The 17,899-nt window shown below is 43.7% G+C and carries 19 protein-coding genes; 13 read left to right on the top strand and 6 right to left on the bottom strand.

What is annotated here, in order from left to right:
* Positions 1–14: 14 nt before the first annotated feature.
* Positions 15–116, bottom strand: a complete 102-nt coding sequence (locus tag V7K97_RS31920; RefSeq protein ID WP_442938897.1) for a transposase — start codon at positions 114–116, stop codon at positions 15–17.
* Between the two features lie 130 nt (positions 117–246).
* Between V7K97_RS31920 and V7K97_RS05735 the strand changes: the two genes are divergently transcribed.
* The 6 genes from V7K97_RS05735 to V7K97_RS05710 all read left to right on the top strand — a co-directional run bounded on the left by V7K97_RS05735 (position 247) and on the right by V7K97_RS05710 (position 5,567).
* Positions 247–1,914, top strand: coding sequence for an alternate F1F0 ATPase, F1 subunit alpha (locus tag V7K97_RS05735; protein WP_334799785.1), 1,668 nt, complete (start codon positions 247–249; stop codon positions 1,912–1,914).
* A gap of 2 nt (positions 1,915–1,916) precedes the next feature.
* Positions 1,917–2,855, top strand: a complete 939-nt coding sequence (locus tag V7K97_RS05730) for a F0F1 ATP synthase subunit gamma (protein ID WP_334799784.1) — start codon at positions 1,917–1,919, stop codon at positions 2,853–2,855.
* Between the two features lie 172 nt (positions 2,856–3,027).
* On the top strand, positions 3,028–4,455 hold the full coding sequence (gene atpD, locus V7K97_RS05725) for a F0F1 ATP synthase subunit beta (protein WP_334799783.1): 1,428 nt from the start codon (positions 3,028–3,030) through the stop codon (positions 4,453–4,455).
* The gene (locus V7K97_RS05720) at positions 4,452–4,862 is read left to right on the top strand and encodes a F0F1 ATP synthase subunit epsilon (RefSeq protein WP_334799782.1); all 411 of its coding nucleotides are present in this window, start codon (positions 4,452–4,454) and stop codon (positions 4,860–4,862) included. Before atpD ends, V7K97_RS05720 begins: the two co-directional genes overlap by 4 nt.
* Positions 4,859–5,233 carry an AtpZ/AtpI family protein gene (locus V7K97_RS05715; protein WP_334799780.1) on the top strand — a complete coding sequence of 125 codons (375 nt, stop codon included), beginning with the start codon at positions 4,859–4,861 and terminating at the stop codon, positions 5,231–5,233. The genes V7K97_RS05720 and V7K97_RS05715 overlap by 4 nt, the downstream gene beginning before the upstream one ends.
* A gap of 187 nt (positions 5,234–5,420) precedes the next feature.
* The gene (locus V7K97_RS05710; protein ID WP_334799432.1) at positions 5,421–5,567 is read left to right on the top strand and encodes a hypothetical protein; all 147 of its coding nucleotides are present in this window, start codon (positions 5,421–5,423) and stop codon (positions 5,565–5,567) included.
* Positions 5,568–5,793: 226 nt separating this feature from the next.
* Here the strand turns inward: V7K97_RS05710 and V7K97_RS05705 are convergent, their stop codons facing one another.
* Positions 5,794–6,726: a polyphosphate kinase 2 family protein gene (locus V7K97_RS05705; protein ID WP_334799778.1), complete on the bottom strand. Its 933-nt coding sequence runs from the start codon at positions 6,724–6,726 to the stop codon at positions 5,794–5,796.
* Positions 6,727–7,283: 557 nt separating this feature from the next.
* On the opposite strand from V7K97_RS05705, the gene V7K97_RS05700 reads away from it, so the two are divergent.
* From V7K97_RS05700 to mgtA, 6 genes are all read left to right on the top strand, one after another.
* Positions 7,284–8,228: a DnaJ C-terminal domain-containing protein gene (locus tag V7K97_RS05700; protein ID WP_334799777.1), complete on the top strand. Its 945-nt coding sequence runs from the start codon at positions 7,284–7,286 to the stop codon at positions 8,226–8,228.
* A complete protein-coding gene (locus V7K97_RS05695) occupies positions 8,225–8,533 on the top strand; it encodes a chaperone modulator CbpM (protein WP_334799775.1) in 309 nt (102 codons plus the stop codon). Before V7K97_RS05700 ends, V7K97_RS05695 begins: the two co-directional genes overlap by 4 nt.
* A complete protein-coding gene (locus tag V7K97_RS05690) occupies positions 8,530–9,348 on the top strand; it encodes a potassium channel family protein (protein WP_334799774.1) in 819 nt (272 codons plus the stop codon). The genes V7K97_RS05695 and V7K97_RS05690 overlap by 4 nt, the downstream gene beginning before the upstream one ends.
* A gap of 1,151 nt (positions 9,349–10,499) precedes the next feature.
* Positions 10,500–10,910 (top strand): hypothetical protein, encoded by a 411-nt coding sequence (locus tag V7K97_RS05685; protein ID WP_334799773.1) that lies wholly within the window; start codon positions 10,500–10,502, stop codon positions 10,908–10,910.
* A 45-nt stretch (positions 10,911–10,955) separates the two neighbouring features.
* Positions 10,956–11,210: a hypothetical protein gene (locus V7K97_RS05680; RefSeq protein WP_334799772.1), complete on the top strand. Its 255-nt coding sequence runs from the start codon at positions 10,956–10,958 to the stop codon at positions 11,208–11,210.
* An 86-nt stretch (positions 11,211–11,296) separates the two neighbouring features.
* The gene (gene mgtA, locus V7K97_RS05675; RefSeq protein WP_334799771.1) at positions 11,297–13,960 is read left to right on the top strand and encodes a magnesium-translocating P-type ATPase; all 2,664 of its coding nucleotides are present in this window, start codon (positions 11,297–11,299) and stop codon (positions 13,958–13,960) included.
* 194 nt (positions 13,961–14,154) lie between these two features.
* Here mgtA and V7K97_RS05670 read toward each other — a convergent pair whose 3' ends face one another.
* Positions 14,155–14,394, bottom strand: coding sequence for a hypothetical protein (locus V7K97_RS05670; RefSeq protein WP_334799770.1), 240 nt, complete (start codon positions 14,392–14,394; stop codon positions 14,155–14,157).
* A 17-nt stretch (positions 14,395–14,411) separates the two neighbouring features.
* The gene (locus V7K97_RS05665) at positions 14,412–14,717 is read right to left on the bottom strand and encodes a 2Fe-2S iron-sulfur cluster-binding protein (protein WP_334799769.1); all 306 of its coding nucleotides are present in this window, start codon (positions 14,715–14,717) and stop codon (positions 14,412–14,414) included.
* Positions 14,718–15,234: 517 nt separating this feature from the next.
* On the opposite strand from V7K97_RS05665, the gene V7K97_RS05660 reads away from it, so the two are divergent.
* Positions 15,235–16,347, top strand: coding sequence for a sensor histidine kinase (locus tag V7K97_RS05660; protein ID WP_334799768.1), 1,113 nt, complete (start codon positions 15,235–15,237; stop codon positions 16,345–16,347).
* A gap of 310 nt (positions 16,348–16,657) precedes the next feature.
* Here the strand turns inward: V7K97_RS05660 and V7K97_RS31915 are convergent, their stop codons facing one another.
* Entirely contained in the window at positions 16,658–16,792 is a 135-nt protein-coding gene (locus V7K97_RS31915) for a DUF3775 domain-containing protein (protein ID WP_442936859.1), read from the bottom strand.
* A 424-nt stretch (positions 16,793–17,216) separates the two neighbouring features.
* On the bottom strand, positions 17,217–17,789 hold the full coding sequence (locus tag V7K97_RS05655; RefSeq protein WP_334799767.1) for a Uma2 family endonuclease: 573 nt from the start codon (positions 17,787–17,789) through the stop codon (positions 17,217–17,219).
* Positions 17,790–17,899 lie beyond the last annotated feature (110 nt).

Genomic DNA, 17,899 nt, shown 5'->3' with positions numbered 1-17,899 from the left:
ACGTACTTTAGCTATTAGCCCGCAATCTGCTTCTTGGTTGGTAATATCTCTTGCAATAAGGGTTCAAAAATTTCCCATTCTGCATCAGTGAGGTCGCTGGAATACTCCATTAGCATTGGATTTTAGATGCTGATGAGTACCTTAATTCCAAACCTCATAAGATGTCAAATGAGTCTGTAGTAAGCACTTCAGTGCTTACTACAGACTCATTACACCAGTCACCAGTCCCTACTCAGAGGAAGCATCATGCAACAGACTGAAGAAGGTTTACAGACAGTTTTACAAGATACTTTTGCCCTGTATACTCAAGTTCTCGATCAGCAGGAAGCGAAATTGCGATCGCAGGAGATCGGAATTGTCCAATCCATTGGGCAAGGTATTGCCAAAATCATCGGTTTGCCCAATGTGCAGTCAGAGGAAATTGTCCGTTTTACTGGCGGTAGTCTGGGGTTAGTCTTTAACCTCGATCCCGAAGAAGTTGGGGTAGTTTTGCTGGATTCTAGCGATCAACTCCAGTCAGGTACCGAAGTGCGGCGTACTGGCAAAGTGCTTGATGTTCCTGTGGGCGATACACTACTAGGAAGAGTGATCGATCCTCTCGGTCGTCCCCTCGATGGTAAGGGTATCGTCCGAACTTCACAACGCCGTCCTTCCGAACGCAATGCCCCAGCAATCATGGATCGTGCGGCTGTGAATGTGCCTTTACAAACGGGAATCAAAGCGATTGATGCCCTGATTCCTATTGGACGGGGACAGAGAGAATTGATTTTAGGCGATCGCCAAACGGGTAAAAGCGGTCTTGCCCTCGATACAATTATCAATCAAAAAGGCAAAAATATTCTCTGTATCTACTGCGCGATCGGACAGCGTAGTGCGGCTGTTGCCAAGCTAATTGCCGACCTCGAAGAACAGGGTGCAATGCCATACACAACAGTTGTCATGGCAGCAGGAGAAGAGCCACCGGGCTTACAATATATCGCTCCTTATGCCGCTACTGCGATGGCAGAATATTTTGCCGATCAAGGGCGAGATGTGCTAATTGTTTACGATGACCTCACCAATCATGCCCGCACCTATCGAGAAATATCTCTGTTAATGCGCCGCCCACCTGGACGCGAAGCTTATCCAGGGGACATTTTTTATATTCACTCCCGCTTACTGGAACGCTCTACACATTTCAACGACAAACGAGGTGGTGGTTCCTTAACTGCGCTGCCGATCATCGAAACAGAGGCACAAAACATTGCTGCATATATCCCGACGAATCTAATTTCCATTACCGATGGACAGATTTATCTTTCACCAATCCTCTTTCAAAAGGGGGTATTGCCGGCGATCGATATCGGTAAATCGGTTTCGCGGGTGGGTGGTAAAACTCAACTTCCTGCTTATCGCGCTGTTTCAGGAGATTTACGTCTTTCCTATTCTCAATTTGAAGAACTAGAGGCTTTCTCTCGCTTTGGTACGCGCTTAGAAGAATCGACTCGCCTGACTTTAGAACGCGGACAACGAGTGCGCGAAATGCTCAAACAAAAGCAATATGCGCCAATGCCGGCTGCTGTGCAAATAGCTGTGATGCTTTCAGTGACAGCAGGCTTACTCGATTCCGTCCCCATCGCTAAAATTGCCATTGCAGAACTTGCGATCGCTCAAGCCATATCCACCCAGTTAGCGGATCTTTGCCTACAAATCGAAAGCGGAGCGGTATTGAGTGATAGCGATCGCGATGTCTTATTAAAGACTGCCACAACTGCGATCGCTACAGTTGCAAAAGATCCAAAGGATTCTAAAGATTCTAAAGATCCAAAAGATTCAAAAGATTCAAAAGATTCAAAAGATTCAAAAGATTCAAAAGATCCAAAAGATTCAAAAGATTCAAAAGATTCAAAAGATTTAAAAGATTTAAAGGAGTAGCTATGTCATCTATTGAGCTTCTCCAACGCCAAATCCACACTGCACAAGAACTGCAAGCCGTGGTGAAAATGATGAAAGTATTAGCGGCGTTAAACATTCACCAATACGAACAGGCGGTTACTTCCCTAGCTGAGTATAACCATACAATCGAAATGGGTTTGCATGTCGTGCTGAAGGCAATACATACCCATGACGCGCATACCCAACAGGTGAATGGCGATAGTGACCGAAAATCACTTTCGACCTCAGATGCTGGTCGTTGCGGCGTGATTATCTTTGGCTCAGAGCAAGGGATGTGCGGTCAATTCAACGAACAGATTAGCCGCTATGCGATCGCAGAATTAGAGAAGTTGAATATCTCACCCGAACGTCTGGCGATTTTTGCTGTTGGATCGAGAATTATTTCCCATTTAGAAACCGCAGGCTATGCAATCGAGCAAACTTTCCCTATGGCAGGTTCGCTAAGTGAGATTACATCAATGGTTCAAGAAATTTTAGTACACATTGCCGAATGGCGCGATCGCGGTTCGACTACGCTCACCGCTCGCCAGCAAGTTGTCCGAATTTTCTTGTTCTACAACCACTTACATTCCAATACGTTATGCGAGCCGTACAAGCTGCAACTGTTGCCACTTGATCGCCAATGGCTAGAACATATCGAAAGCGAAACCTGGGAATCGCGAACTCTACCAACTTTTACGATGCCGAGCGATGTTTTAGTTGCGTCTCTATTACGACAATATTTCTTTATCTTGCTCTATCGTGCTTTTGGTGAGTCCCTCGCAGGTGAAAACGCTAGCCGTCTCGCTTCCATGCAAGTTGCCGAGAAAAACATTGCAGAGCGGCTCACAGAGTTTACTGGTCAATTTCAGCAACAACGCCAAACTGCAATTACAGATGAATTGCTAGAAATTACTTCAGCCTTTGAATTAAGCCATTGAATAGACTTCTTGCATAAATCAAAAAAAGAACCCCACCCCGCCTTTGACTTACGTCAAAGTCTCCCCTCCCCGCAGGCGGGGAGGGGTGTTAGGGGACTTTAAGAGGTCTAATGTTTACAATTTTCCACATCCTGCGGCAATCTAGAAAAATTTATATATAGGTCAACTTTAAATGGAACCAAATATTAAATCATCTTCCCACTCAAATCATTCCCAAGAGCAAAATCTCGGTTCCGTCCTCTCCGTGCGGAGCAGCATCATCGATATTCATTTTCCCAAACAGTTACCAGATATACATACCCAATTACAAGTAGGTAATATTGCCATCGAGGTCGTTTCACATCTAAGCGCTCAGGTGGTGCGAGGTGTGGCACTTGTCCCCACCGCCGGGGTGACACGCGGTGCGATTGTCATTGATACTCAGCACCCGTTACAAGTTCCCGTAGGCGATCGCCTTTTAGGGAGAATGTTAAACCTATTTGGCGAAGCGATCGATGAGAAAGAAGCCATCACAGGTGGCGAATGGCGATCGATCCATGCCACACCGATCGCCATGTCAGAGCGAGTTACCAAAGCCGAAATCCTCAAAACTGGGATCAAAGTGATCGATTTGCTCACACCTTTGGAACGAGGTGGTAAAACAGGTTTACTTGGTGGTGCTGGTGTTGGCAAAACAGTGCTAATTACGGAAATGATTCATAACATGGTCAAACAGCACCAAGGCGTAAGTTTATTTTGTGGCATTGGCGAACGCTGCCGTGAAGGTCTGGATTTATATGAAGAAATGGCAGCAACAGGCGTTCTTGAAAATGCCGTCTTAGTCTTTGGACAGATGAATGAACCGCCGGGAGTCAGATTTTGGGCAGGACACGCGGCGCTGACAATGGCAGAATATTTTCGCGATCGCTCCCAAAAAGATGTTTTGCTTTTGATTGATAATATCTTTCGCTTTATCCAAGCGGGTTCAGAAGTATCGGGACTGATGGGGATACTACCTTCGCGGGTGGGTTATCAACCAACTCTCGCTACTGAACTCGCTCAACTAGAAGAGCGGATTTGCAATACATCGGCGGGGGCGATTACTTCCATTCAAGCGGTTTATGTCCCTGCGGACGACTTCACCGATCCCTCGGCTGTGGCTGTATTTTCCCATCTATCAGCAGCAATTGTCTTGTCACGGAAACGGGCGAGTGAAGGGCTTTATCCCGCCGTGGATTTGATGCAATCAAATTCCAAAATGCTGATGCCTCATATCGTTGGCGATCGCCATTATCAGATTGCCCAAGCAGTCCGCAAAACCATCACCACCTATGAAGAACTGAAAGATATCATCGCCATGTTGGGCTTAGAAGAATTATCGGTAAGCGATCGCCAAGTGGTATCCCAGGCGCGACGTTTAGAACGGTTTCTGACTCAACCTTTCTTTTCCACCGCTCAGTTTACAGGTTTAACAGGTAAATTAGTCGAGTTAGAAGATGTACTAGATGGATGCGATCGCATTCTCAATGACGAGTTTGCTGATACACCAGAGCGATCGCTCTACATGATCGGCTCAATTAATGAAGTGGTAAAAGCACCAGAGGAGAGCAAAAAATCATGACCTCTACACCATCAGAAATACGGCTCAAAGTTGTCTTACCCACCAAAATCCTGATTGAAACAGCCGCGATTAAAGTGATTGCTGAAGCGGAGAATGGGATATTTTGCTTACTACCTCGCCATATAGATTTTGTGGCGACGCTGATACCGAGTTTGTTATCCTTCGTCTCACCGCAAGGACAAGAACAATTCCTAGCGATCGACCAAGGAATTTTGATTAAACATGGGGATGAGGTAACAGTTACTACCCAAAATGCCGTCCAAGGTGGCGATTTGGGAATGTTGAAAAAAACCGTTGAGCAGCAGTTTCACTTAATCGATGAACGTGAAAAAACAGCACGTTCCGTTTTAGAAAAGCTAGAGGTGAATACGATTCGGCACTTTATTCAGTTAGGTGAATATACATGAAAACTCCCTCCCGAAAGTCGCAATTGCATCTTTTTGCTAAAGCGATCGCTAATAAAGAACGTCGCAAACTTTATGCTCGTCAAGCAAAACCTTATGGTGGCGTTTGGTTTGGTTTAGGTTTTGCCGGTTTGATCGGTTGGTCAGTGGTCGCACCAACTTTGTTAGCGATGGCACTAGGTATATGGCTCGATTTCCGATTTCCCAGTAACTTTTCATGGACATTAGCACTGATGCTAGCGGGTTTAACCATTGGTTGTTTGATTGCCTGGGAATGGGTATCGAAGGAGCAGAAACGTATGGCAAAATCTCAACCACCCGATGATTTTCCTCAATCTCCAGCCGATTCTCCCAACCAGGAAAAAGGAGATTAACATTGAATTTTCAATTGTTCAGGACTTACGCAAAATATCTCTCAAACTCTGATTTCTCCGTGTCCTCTGCGCCTCTGCGGTTCGCTATTCCGTAACTTGTGCGTAAGTCCTATTGTTATATAGCGGTTCTCGTTTACGTGAGGTACACCCGTAGGGGCACGGCACTGCCCATTGGTGTCAACTTAACGTGAAAGCAAGCCTAGAACCAGCTTTTAGATTGCCTCGTTCCCAGTCTCCGACTGGGAATGCCCGTCGTTGGGGCTGCCGCCTCCCTTACTGGCGGCAGAGCCGCCAGGAGCAGCATTTCCAGCCAGAGGCTAGAAACGAGATTTGAAAAGGGTTTTAGCTTAAGTTGACACCAATGGGCACTGCCGTGCCCCTACACCTTGTGATGTAATGTTGTACCGCATCTGAATGGAAACCGCTATATCATGTCCGCATAAATAGTTATGATTCCCACAGTCATTACACCCCTCCCCGCTCTTCGGGAGGGGAGACAAAGCATAGCTTTGGCGGGGTGGGGTTCTTCGGGTTTAATAAGTAATCAAGCGGATATGATATTACTTCTGGCTTTCAAGCATTGCCTTTGCTTGCAAAAGTTCTTGATGCTTTTCTTCGCTGACCTTTGGATATTTGAGGTTGAGTTCCTTTAACTGGGTGTAAATGATGCCAGCTACTACAACGCGAGTAAACCATTTGTGATCGGCTGGGATAACGTACCAGGGTGCCCATTCTGTACTGGTGTGATTAAACATATCTTCATAAACAGCCATGTACTCATTCCAAAAAGTACGCTCCCTAGCATCATCAACAGAGAACTTCCAGTTTTTATCAGGGAGGTCAATCCGTTCTAAAAAGCGTTTTTTTTGCTCTTCTTTAGAGACATTCAGAAAAAACTTCAGGATAACAATCCCATTATTGACTAGATATTTCTCGAAGTTATTGATTTCCTCAAAGCGGCGTTTCCAAATGTGTTTGTCTATTAGATTAGGCGGGATATGTTGCTGCTCCAGAAGTTCTGGATGAACTCGCGTTACCAACACTTCTTCATAATATGAGCGATTAAAAATCCCAATTTGTCCTTGTGCTGGTAAAGCTTTGAAGCATCGCCATAAATAGGTATGATCCAACTCTTCCGTAGAAGGAGCTTTGAAGCTATACACCTGACATCCTTGGGGATTGATACCAGACATAACGTGTTTAATAGTACTGTCTTTACCCGCAGCATCCATTGCTTGAAAAATAATTAGCAAAGCATAGGTATTTTGGGCATAGAGAATATCCTGATATTTTGCTAAAGCCTTAATGCCTTTCTGCAACTCACTTTTAGCTTCAGACTTATCCAGATAATGGTCTTTGTAAGCTGGGTTGTAGTCTTTAGCAAGGGAAATTTTCTGCCCTGGTGAAACAATAAAGGGACGAATAAAATTGTCAAGTTTTTGGATGGGAAATAGCTTCGATGATGAATCAGTTTGGCTATGTTTATCAGTCATATTTTTAACTCTCCAATGTATAATATCAATCAATACGCTTGGGTCAGTGCCAAAAACCTTAAACTGCGTAGGTTGGGGTGAGGAACGAAACCCAACCTTTTCGCTGGTTTGTTGGGTTTCACGACCTTCAAACCAACCTGCGATTATCCTTAACCCAAGCGTATTGTAATATTAATGGTACCGAAATCAGGAGAAATAAAAAATATTTCAGGCTGGATTCAGATGATCTATTTAAATATCAACCTAAAGAGGTAAAACCTTCTCTTAGTCAGAAGTGCTACGATGGTATCTGTCTTTAATTGTCCATTTTTTACAACCTTTTATTGGTTTTAATAAAAACTGATTAAAAATAAATAGGACTTACACAAAAATACACGCGGTAGAGGCAATTTGTGAATTCTCCCTACCGTAAAATCAGGATTTCGGCTATTGTTTGCGTAATTCCTAAAGGCAACAAAAACTCCACCAACAGGCTGAGGAACTGGACATGAAAAATTGTGAAAATCGGGATTAGCTTACTACCCACCGCAGAATAACCCGAAATCAAGAGGTCAGTGATGCCAACTGCAACAGACTTTAAAGACTACTATGCCATCTTGGGGGTGAGCAAAACCGCAACCCCTGAAGAAATCAAACGGGTTTACCGCAAGCTTGCTCGCAAATACCATCCTGACCTTAATCCTGGAGATAAAGATGCAGAGGCAAAGTTCAAAGAACTGAACGAAGCCAATGAAGTACTCTCCGATCCAGAGAAGCGGGAGAAGTACGATCGCTTTGGTCAGCACTGGAATCACCCTGGTTACACTGAAGCGCCGCCACCTAGTTCCACTAATGTTGGTACGACCGACTTCGATCAGTACGGCGATTTTGATTCATTTATCAACGATCTACTGGGTCGTTCGAGACGTAAAACCTCCACTGGTGGCTTTGATGATTTTGGTGGTGGATTTCGTTCTCAAGCACCGGCACCGGATACTGAAGCTGCGATCGCACTCACATTTTCCGAAGCCTTTCACGGTGTCCAAAAACGGCTGCAACTCGACGACGAAACAATCAACGTCCGCATTCCCCCAGGCGCAAAACCAGGTAGTCGAATTCGCCTCAAGGGTAAAGGTCGTCCTAGCCCGTTCTCTCCACAGCGCGGCGATTTATATCTAACTATCGAGGTGTTACCGCATCCCTTCTATCGATTTGAGGGCGATAACTTAGTTTGTGACATTCCAATTCGCCCCGATGAAGCGGTTTTAGGGGCAGAAATCAGCGTACCTACCCCCGATGGTAGCGTGACGATGAAAATTCCTAAAGGGGTGCGATCGGGGCAATCCCTGAGACTACGCGGTAAAGGCTGGACGTTGCCAAAAGGGGGACGAGGTGACTTATTTGCCAAACTTCAGATTGTCACGCCAAAAGACCTGAGTGCGATCGAGCAAGAATACTACGAAAAAATCCAGGCAAACACTAGTTTTAACCCACGCGCCCAGTTAGAGGAGATTAAATTATGACCTTCAGCCTTTCAAAAACCGTGGTTTCACTCGAAGGTGAGCAACTCTACAGCTTGGAATATGCTGCATTGATCACTAAGACTTCGATTACCCTGATAAAGTTCTATGTTGAGTTAGGCGTAATCGAACCCATCGGTGATTTGCTGCATTCCCGCGAAATTGCGCGAATTGCTCAGATTCAACGCTTGCGTCGAGATTTGGGGCTAAACTTAGTCGGAGCGGCAATGGTGCTAGATATGACGACTGAAATTGCCCAATTACGGGCACAGCTAAAGGTGTATCAGTCTCATCCATCGAACTTATGAGCGATCTGAACCAACAGTCAAAGCCCGCGTTAGATCAAGAGCGCAGCGAAGTACTGCAACAATTGGAAGATTGGCTAGAAACGCCGATGCTGGTGCTGGGCTTTGCTTGGTTGGGACTTTTTATCGTTGAGCTAGTTTGGGGACTGAATCCTCTCCTAGTAGCGATCGCCGCCATCATTTGGATCACCTTTATCGTGGATTTTGGGATCAAATTTCTTCTCGCTCCCCGCAAAATTTCTTACCTCAAACACAACTGGTTAATCGTCTTTTCGCTGCTTATCCCGGCTGTGCGAACCTTTCGGATTGTGGGAGTCATACAGTCTTTGCAATCAGTTCATGTGGTTCGTGGGTTACATTTGTTGGGAGTTATGGCACGAACCAATAGAGGAATGCGGTTACTTGCAACAAGTGTTCAGCGTCGAGGAGTGGGCTATGTGGTGGGACTAACCGCGTTGGTCATTTTGGTTGGAGCAACTGGAATTTATGCGTTTGAACACAAACTTTCTGTTGGTACTATTGGCATCACTGACTATGGCACTGCCCTGTGGTGGACGGCAATGGTGATGACCACGATGGGATCTGATTACTTTCCAAAAACGGCAGAAGGAAGGGTATTATGCTTTTTACTAGCACTGTATGCGATCGCGGTCTGTGGTTATGCAACAGCAACGCTAGCAGTATTTTTTGTTGATCAGGATGCCGAAAATGATCAAGCAGAACTGGCAGGTGCAAAATCAATTCAAGCCCTGCAAGCAGAAATTACCGCACTGCGAACTGAAATTCAAGCCTTAGCACGACAAGATTTAGACCAATAACTTCCAAAGTATCGCAAAGTGAAGTACTCCGGCTTGCTTCGCTGAAGCCGGAGCTTCAAAGATAACAACCATCATCGTTTCGCGTCTCATTCGTCGTTGCCACGTTGGGTATATCACTCTTGATATTCGGGACTAAACCCGATAATGGTCTTACACAGCGTTTCTGGTATTGCTACCTTTATCTTCTCAGGAAGAACCCGCGCAGCCGTCCGCCTTCGGCAGACAGTTTTATTACTTTTTCGTACACCCCTGTGTGGCTTATTTTTTACCGCAGGGCGTAACCATACGAACCAGTGACCGAGGTCTTTCCCCCTTTCTCTCGCTCTTAGTCTAGGCAAGCGTATTACCGCTACTGTGGCCGTTTGTTATATGAGTCGAGTGGGTGGGTCAACAACCATTTATATATTCCCATAGATATATCCACACTACAGACATATTTATGAAAACAAAGGAAGTACATATTCGTATATCAGAAAAGCGTTTCAACAAACTAAAAAACCATGCCACTTTCAAGGAAAAAACAGTGACTCAAATGATTGAAGATTACATTGACAAATTGCCTAGTACAAGAAGGCAAAAGTAAAAAGGCAAAAGTAAAAAGAAAGAATGCTTATTTTGTAGGCTTTCTGGCTATTTAAAATGGTTGCTTTATTTCCGCCGTGTCGTACTAGCCACAAGATTGACGACTCCTTATCCAACCCGCTCCCTAATCAATCGTTAGATTGATTAGGGAGCGGGTTGGAATCGTCGCCGTCCGCTCCCTATCCCCACCCTCAATGTACATTGAGGGTGGGGACTTCCGCGATAATGAGTACATTGAGGGTGGGGACTTCCGCGATACGTTAAATAAAACCTTGCTGTCATAGAAAATCTTCCTCAAGAACAATACCTTCACCAATTTTAAAGGGTAAGCTAACAATAAACTACGTTGCAAGTGGCAGAACGATCGCCATATTAATCAAGCCTTGCTCAACAATTTTAGCTAAAGGTTGAAATGTATTTACTTAGACCTATTAATAAGTAGTAAGGCAAAATTATTTGCACTTATTTGACTCTGTACCCTATCCAATCAAGGATACAGACTTAAAAAATGCCAGATTAATTTTCATAAATACTTAGTTAGATGTAACTAGTAAATAAAGGAGATATCTATGAGAACAAAAGTAGGGCTGTGGATTGACCATAGGAAAGCTATTGTCGTGACTGTTACGGCGAAAGGGGAAGAGATAAATGAGATCATATCGGAGGTAGAAAAACAGCCTCGGCGTTCTGGTGATTCACCTCTTAAGGGTGCTTACGAATCACATCAAGTCCCCGCAGATGATAGCCTCCAGAGAAATTTTACAGGACAACTCAACATTTACTATGATGCGGTCATTGCGAGTATTCGTGATGCAGAGTCTATTTTGATATTTGGCCCAGGTGAGGCAAAGGATGAACTGAAAAAACGTCTTGAAGGAAATAACCTCAGTGGAAGCATCGTAGGTATTGAAACAGTTGACAAGATGACGGATCATCAAATCGCGGCAAAAATTCGACACCACTTTGCCGAGTCGCGTTAAGCAGCAAAAAGATTTAGTGACTTCCAAATAAAAAATGTCCCAAAATTGACCCAAAAACCCTCTCTATTTCTCCTTTCTCTGTGTCGCGCCAGTTGCTTCTCCCAGGGGGAGACGCTACGCGAACAAGTCGGGGAACCCGCCCAACGCACTGGCTTCTCTGTGCGGCAGTCGCTCATGGGGGAAACCCCCATCGCTCTTAGCGTCTCCCCTTGGGAGAAGACCGCGCTGCCTTGTCTCTGTGGTAGCCTGCGGCAAGCCGATGCAGCGTCTACGTTTATTTGGATAATTTATTTCTTGTGAGTCCCTAAGTTAACGCAAATCAGTTGACTAAACCCAAAAAATCAAACCGATGAATCCCCAACTCTCCACGTTTTGGAGCTTACTTTATGAAGACCTTAAGCCAGTCTCCCAATTCATCCAAAAAGCCTAAAACGGGATCTAGCTCATCTGGAGATACATCCAACGCGCTCATCGATATCGCTCAACATGATGTAGATGGAGTTCTGCACTTATTTGACACTTCCCTGGAGGGGCTGACTGAGACTGAAGCCAAGCAGAGATTAGGAAAATCTGGGTTGAATGAGATCGCCCGTGAAAAAGCGATCGCGTGGTATATCCAACTGCTGAAAACGGTGACTAATCCCCTCTCGCTTTTACTCATTGTTCTGGCGACGATTTCACTGTTAACTGGGAGTCCGACAGCCGCCTTCATAATTTTTATGATGGTGATTTTCGGTGGTTTGCTGCGCTTTTCACAAGAATTTCAGTCGAACAAAGCCGCCGAAAAGCTGCGGGAAATGGTGAGCGCAACCGCAACGGTGAGCCGCAAGGGTGCCGCACCGAAAGAAAACGAGGGAATAACAGCAGGAAAAGAAATTGCTGTAAAGTTGCTGGTGCCTGGTGATGTCATCTTTCTTTCAGCCGGAGATATGATTCCAGCCGATGTCAGGCTGATTGCTACCAAAGATTTATTCCTCAGTCAGTCAACCCTTACCGGGGAGTCTCTACCCACTGAAAAACACCCAGAACTCCCAGATCACAATGAGAAAAACCCACTGGAGCTAGTTAATCTCTGTTTCATGGGCACTACCGTAGTCAGTGGTTGTGGAACAGCCGTTGTCGCCGAAACGGGTAGTCATACTTATCTAGCATCACTGGCTAAAACCGTTAGTGGACGCAAACCACGCACGAGCTTTGACAAAGGCGTGAATGGCGTGACTATGCTGCTGTTGCGCTTTATGCTGGTCATGGCTCCACTAGTCTTTTTGATCAATGGGGTGGTTAAAGGCAATTGGATCGAGGCATTCACATTTGGTTTATCTGTGGCTGTGGGATTGGCTCCAGAAATGTTACCTGTGATTGTCACGGCCAATTTGGCCAAGGGGGCAATTACCATGTCTAACAAAAAAGTGATTGTCAAAAACATTGATGCAATTCAAGATTTTGGCTCTATGAATATTTTGTGTACTGACAAAACAGGCACTCTAACTCAAGATAAAATCGTCTTACAGAGACACTTAGATCCCTACGGTCAAGAGAGTACAGATGTTCTCAAATATGCTTATCTCAATAGCTTTTACCAGACTGGCTTAAAAAATTTATTAGATGTCGCCGTTCTCGCTCACAATCAAGAACTTGAATCTTTAGACATTGAGAAAAACTACCAGAAATTTGATGAAATTCCCTTTGACTTTGTGCGTCGTCGGATGTCTGTTGTCGTCGAAGAAATGGGAAAACAGCATATCCTGATTTGCAAAGGTGCGGTTGAAGAAGTCCTAAAAGTCTGCACCCAACTCAAAGTTGATGACAAGGTTTTGCCAATAGATGAGTCAGTCCGCACCAAGGTTGCCGATTTACAACAAAAACTAAACTCTGAAGGGTTACGGGTAGTCGCAGTGGCATACAAAGTCATGCCAACCGATCAATTGCATTACGCCATTCCCGATGAGAGTGATTTGGTTCTGTTGGGCAATATTGCGTTTCTCGATCCGCCCAAAGATTCCGCAGCCCAAGCGATTAGAGCACTCAAGGGACATGGAGTTGATATAAAAATTATCACCGGGGACAATGAAATCATTACTCGTAAAATCTGCAAAGATGTTGGCTTACCTGTCCAAAATGTTTTATTAGGTAGCGATATTGAATCTCTATCGGATGATGAATTAGCTTCATCTGCTGCAAACACAACTATTTTTGCTAAATTTTCTCCGACTCAAAAAGCCAAAATCATACAGGTGCTGCGAAAAAAAGGCAACGTTGTCGGATACATGGGAGATGGCATCAATGATGCAGCTGCTCTGCGGGAGGCTGATGTGGGCATCTCAGTTGATACGGCAGTCGATATTGCCAAAGAGTCCGCAGACATTATTTTATTAGAAAAAAACTTGTTAATCCTGGAATCTGGGGTAATCGAAGGTCGCAAGACTTTTGCCAACATCATCAAATATATCAGAATGGGCACTAGCTCTAACTTTGGGAATATGTTTAGCGTCTTGGGTGCGAGTGCGATTCTGCCATTTTTACCGATGCAGCCAGTGCAGATATTAATAAATAATCTCCTCTACGACTTTTCGCAAACGGGCATCCCCTTCGATGATGTGGATCGAGAAGACCTAATCAAGCCGCCGAAATGGAAAGTTGATAATATCCGGCGCTTTATGATCTTTATTGGTCCAGTTAGCTCCATTTTCGACTATTCCACCTACGCCCTGATGTGGTTTGTATTTGGGGCGACTTCTGTAGACAATCAAGCTTTGTTCCAAACAGGTTGGTTTGTGGAAAGTCTGATGACTCAAACGCTGATTGTCCATGTGATTCGCACGGCTAAGATTCCTTTTTTCCAGAGTCGGGCTTCTTTGCCCATGCTGTTGATCACCGCCACTGTGATGGCAGTCGGAATGTATCTGCCATTTTCTCCAATTGGAGCCGATTTGGGGTTTGTTCCTTTGCCAGCCGTTTATTTTCTCTGGTTAGCTTTAATCCTAACTTGCTATTGCGTATTGACTCAATTTGTGAAAACTTGGTTCATCAAGAAATATGGATATACCTAAGAACCTGTTTGTGTAGAGTACAGCGTATTGCTTAATTAACAATGTTAGGGACAAACCAAGTCAGGATTTTTAAAGCCTCCTTGATGGAGCCAGCTGTGATTACATTTGCGCCAAAATGTTTGAGAAAGAACCGATGCCCTTGGTGCTGACATCGGTTTCGTAGCCTTCGATCCGCCCATTGAATTGAATTATATTTACAGGTTGGAGGCGAAAAAACCAATACCAGACTCCGATGCCCACAGATGCGATCGCCACTGTCCCCCCCAAAATCCACAACCAGCGCCGGGGTTTTTGATCAAACAAATCAGCAAGGTTCCTGTGAGTAAAGCAGAAATCGGCACAATTTTAGAAATCAGAATGGAAGTTGATGCAACTGGAGTGATCAACAATTGTTCTAGTGTTCCTTCGTGTTGTACTAGTGAAACTCGTTTCATCGGGACTGGCTTCTGCCTTATAAAGCTATTTCTTCTTCTTTGTGGGTAATAATCGTGCAATCTGAGGTTGGATGAGCAACACAAATTAGTACATAGCCTTGAGCGATCTGCTCATCGTCTAAATAAGACTGTTCTGACTGATCAACGGAACCATCAACCAACTTCCCAGTACAAGTCGAGCAGACTCCCTGACGACAGGAATAGGGTAACTCCATCCCCTCGATTTCAGCAGTTGAGAGAATATATTCATCTTCGGGAACATTTACCGTTTGGTTAATTCCTTTTTCTTGATTCATCAATTGAATTTTGTATGTCGTCGTCATAATTGTAGACCTCGTTATGAAAGTAATACTCTTCAATTGTTGCGGAATAAACACCAGATATTGTCAGAGATTGAAATCAGCAAATACCAATGGCTTTTAGAAGGAAGTCTAACTTGATGATTTCGGCTTTTTATCTCCCATAAGTTCAGGAAATACTGCTAATTTATTCTTCTGAGAGAGAGATTTTCTAAAGTGTAACAACCAGACGTTTGAAATCGAGTATTTACAAGAGTTTGATTGATAGTTGAATTGTATAAGTTGATTAACGACCTAGACAACGAAAAAATGTTGGTAGTGATAAATATATAGTGATCATAGAGATTTAGTATTTATACTCGGATAATTCAGTAACTATTTCCCAATTTTTGTATTGCTTTTTATACTAAAAAATGACGTGCGGAATGTGGGTTAAATACTTAGCCACGGCGAGGGGATGGGAAATTGTTCTGGGGTGGATGCATCGCTGTTTTAGCGATCTCCTGATGGTAGAATAAGTCTAAAATTAAGAACATTCATAATGTTACATGAATTTCTCTTAGCAGAACGTGACGAAATTCTCGCCTTGTGTTCAAAAAAGATCGCGCGTCTTGGTGATTCCATGAGTTCGAGCGACGAAATGGAAAGAGGATTACCTGTGTTCTACGATGAACTCATCGAGGTATTACGTGCTGATGCTGATATAGATGAATCTGGGGAAGCACATAACAATGGGGTAGAAAGTGTTCACAGAGCCGCAGCAGAGCGGCGGGGAAAAGAGTCGTTAAAACTTGGCTACAGTATTTCTCAGGTTGTTCATGGCTACGGCGCTCTTTGTCAAGCTATCACTCAGTATATTCAGGAGAATAGTAGTGAAACAGCATCCCCTCGTGAATTCAATCGATTAAATTTCTGCCTGGATATCGCGATCGCTGAAGCGGTTACAGAGTTTAATCGAGGTCAGCGTGAGAATGCAGAGCGGGATGAGGTTCAGCGTCTGGGATTTCTAGCACATGAGTTGCGAAATGCGTTGACCTCCGCTACTTTAGCTTCCCAACTTATAATTACAGGGAAAGTCGGAACCAATGGAAGTACATCTCGTATTCTTGAAAATGCCCATAGGCGTATGAGAGACATTATTGATCGTTCACTTGTTGAGGTGCGACTGTGGAACGAACCAACTGTCCAATATCAGAGATGTCGAGTTATTCACCTAGTCAGTGAAGTTGAGGCTACTGCATGGTTTGAAGCAAGTGCGAAATCAATTGAGGTGCGTGTTGAGGTAGCGCCGGAATTGGAGGTTTTAATAGATCGTCACCTGATAATATCTGCCCTATCTAATCTAGTTCAAAATGCCATTAAGTTCACGAAGCAGGGTGGGATTGTATGGATACGCAGTAAGGCTGTAGATGGGCGTGTTTTGCTTGAAATAGAGGATCAATGTGGAGGACTCCCGCCTGGTGAGGCGGAAGAACTCTTTAAGCCTTTTTCTCAGATGGGAACAGATAAATCTGGATTAGGGATCGGGCTGACAATTTCACGACGCGCCGTGTCGCTAAACAAGGGTATACTCTCAGTTCGCGATGTCCCCCATCAAGGATGTGTGTTCTCAATTGATTTACCGTTAGCCTCCTCCCCTCTCCCCACTACATAATCCTCTAGCTCCATCTTCCCTGCGATCACTTATGTAAACTCCAACTATTTTTTTAGTCTTTTTATTCAAGGCTAAAAATCAATAATTTTAGTTACTAAATCTCTATTATCACTACATATTTACCACTACCAAAATGTTTAGTCCTTTCGAGAATATAACTAGTTCTATAGTTTTGAGGGATGAAATGTAGTGCTTGTGCAATTAAATCGTTTAAGTCTGATGGTTGTTCAGAGGATACATATAGCGGTTTCCATTCAGATGCGGTACAACATTACATCACAAGGTGTAGGGGCACGGCACTGCCGTGCCCCTACGGGTGTACTTCACGTAAACGAGAACCGCTATATTGACCAAGCCATATAAGGGCTATAACTTGTCCTTTTTCATCTGAAGAAAAATCGTCTACATATTTATGTAGTACTCTGACAGATGTTCTTCCTGTCATTTCAAAATCTTCTAAATAATTAGACAAATGGGCAATAGATTAATTCAGCAAGCTCAATAATTTTATATACTTTACTAATTAATAAAAAATTCATATTTATCTTCAAGCTAAAATCATAGTGAATAAGGACGAATATTGATAAGCCCTTAATCTGTACTTCATAGAGCATGACAGATGGGTGCTTGACATTAGGTATTGCTCCAAGTTTCAAATGTATAAAATCATGTCACAGGATTTCACTAGATATAGAATATTTTTTCTTAATTGTGTATATAGCGATCGCGCACAAAAGTAATTCCCGATTTCACGTCTTTCACCAAAACTTCAATGCGTAGGCGTAGCCCACCGCAGGCATCGCCATAATCAGTACTTGGACTTTTGTTAATGCGTTACTTGAGATTTGTTTTTCCATTTAACCTAAAATTTATACAGGAAAAAACTGGTTTACAATACAGCTAAAACCAGGCAATAAAGGAGAAATTATCATATCGCTACTAAATAGGGTTGCTACCAACTTAAGTTGATTGTCTTCGCGTCGATAGACCTCTATTTTACGCGATCGCCAATCAGCAATCCAATATTCTTTTACTCCTCTACTAGAATAAAGTTTAAGTTTAGCTTCTTTATCTCGTCTGAGGTCTTCGTTGCTAGCAGACAAAACTTCGACTACTAAATCTGGTGCGCCAGTTAAATGTCCCGCTTCATCCAATGTTAGCGCCAAGGTTTCCTTTGTAGCCCAAACCACATCAGGAATCACATTATCTGATTCTGAAAACAAAACGCCGGGGTTGATTACAGCTTCCCCTAAACCAGTAGACTCTGACCAAATATTAAGATGTTGGAAAATTCTGCCACAAGTTTGCTGATGTTTAAAATGAGGTGCCCTAGTCATAAATAATTCTCCATCAACTATCTCGTAGCGCGTCCCTTCATTTTCTGGTAACAGTTCCACATCCTGAATTGTCCAACGTACTCCTGTATTAAGCATCTGACTCATTGGCTAACTCCTTTAATCTTGCTCTTGTATTTTAATCATAAAAGGATGTTTGAAAATTCACAGAACCCAACAGGCCTATCTTTTTTCTAGACATAAACCGCCCATAATGT

This window comes from Nostoc sp. (assembly GCF_036917815.1).
Classification (GTDB): domain Bacteria; phylum Cyanobacteriota; class Cyanobacteriia; order Cyanobacteriales; family Nostocaceae; genus Nostoc.
This window is presented reverse-complemented; position numbering and strand designations above follow the sequence as displayed.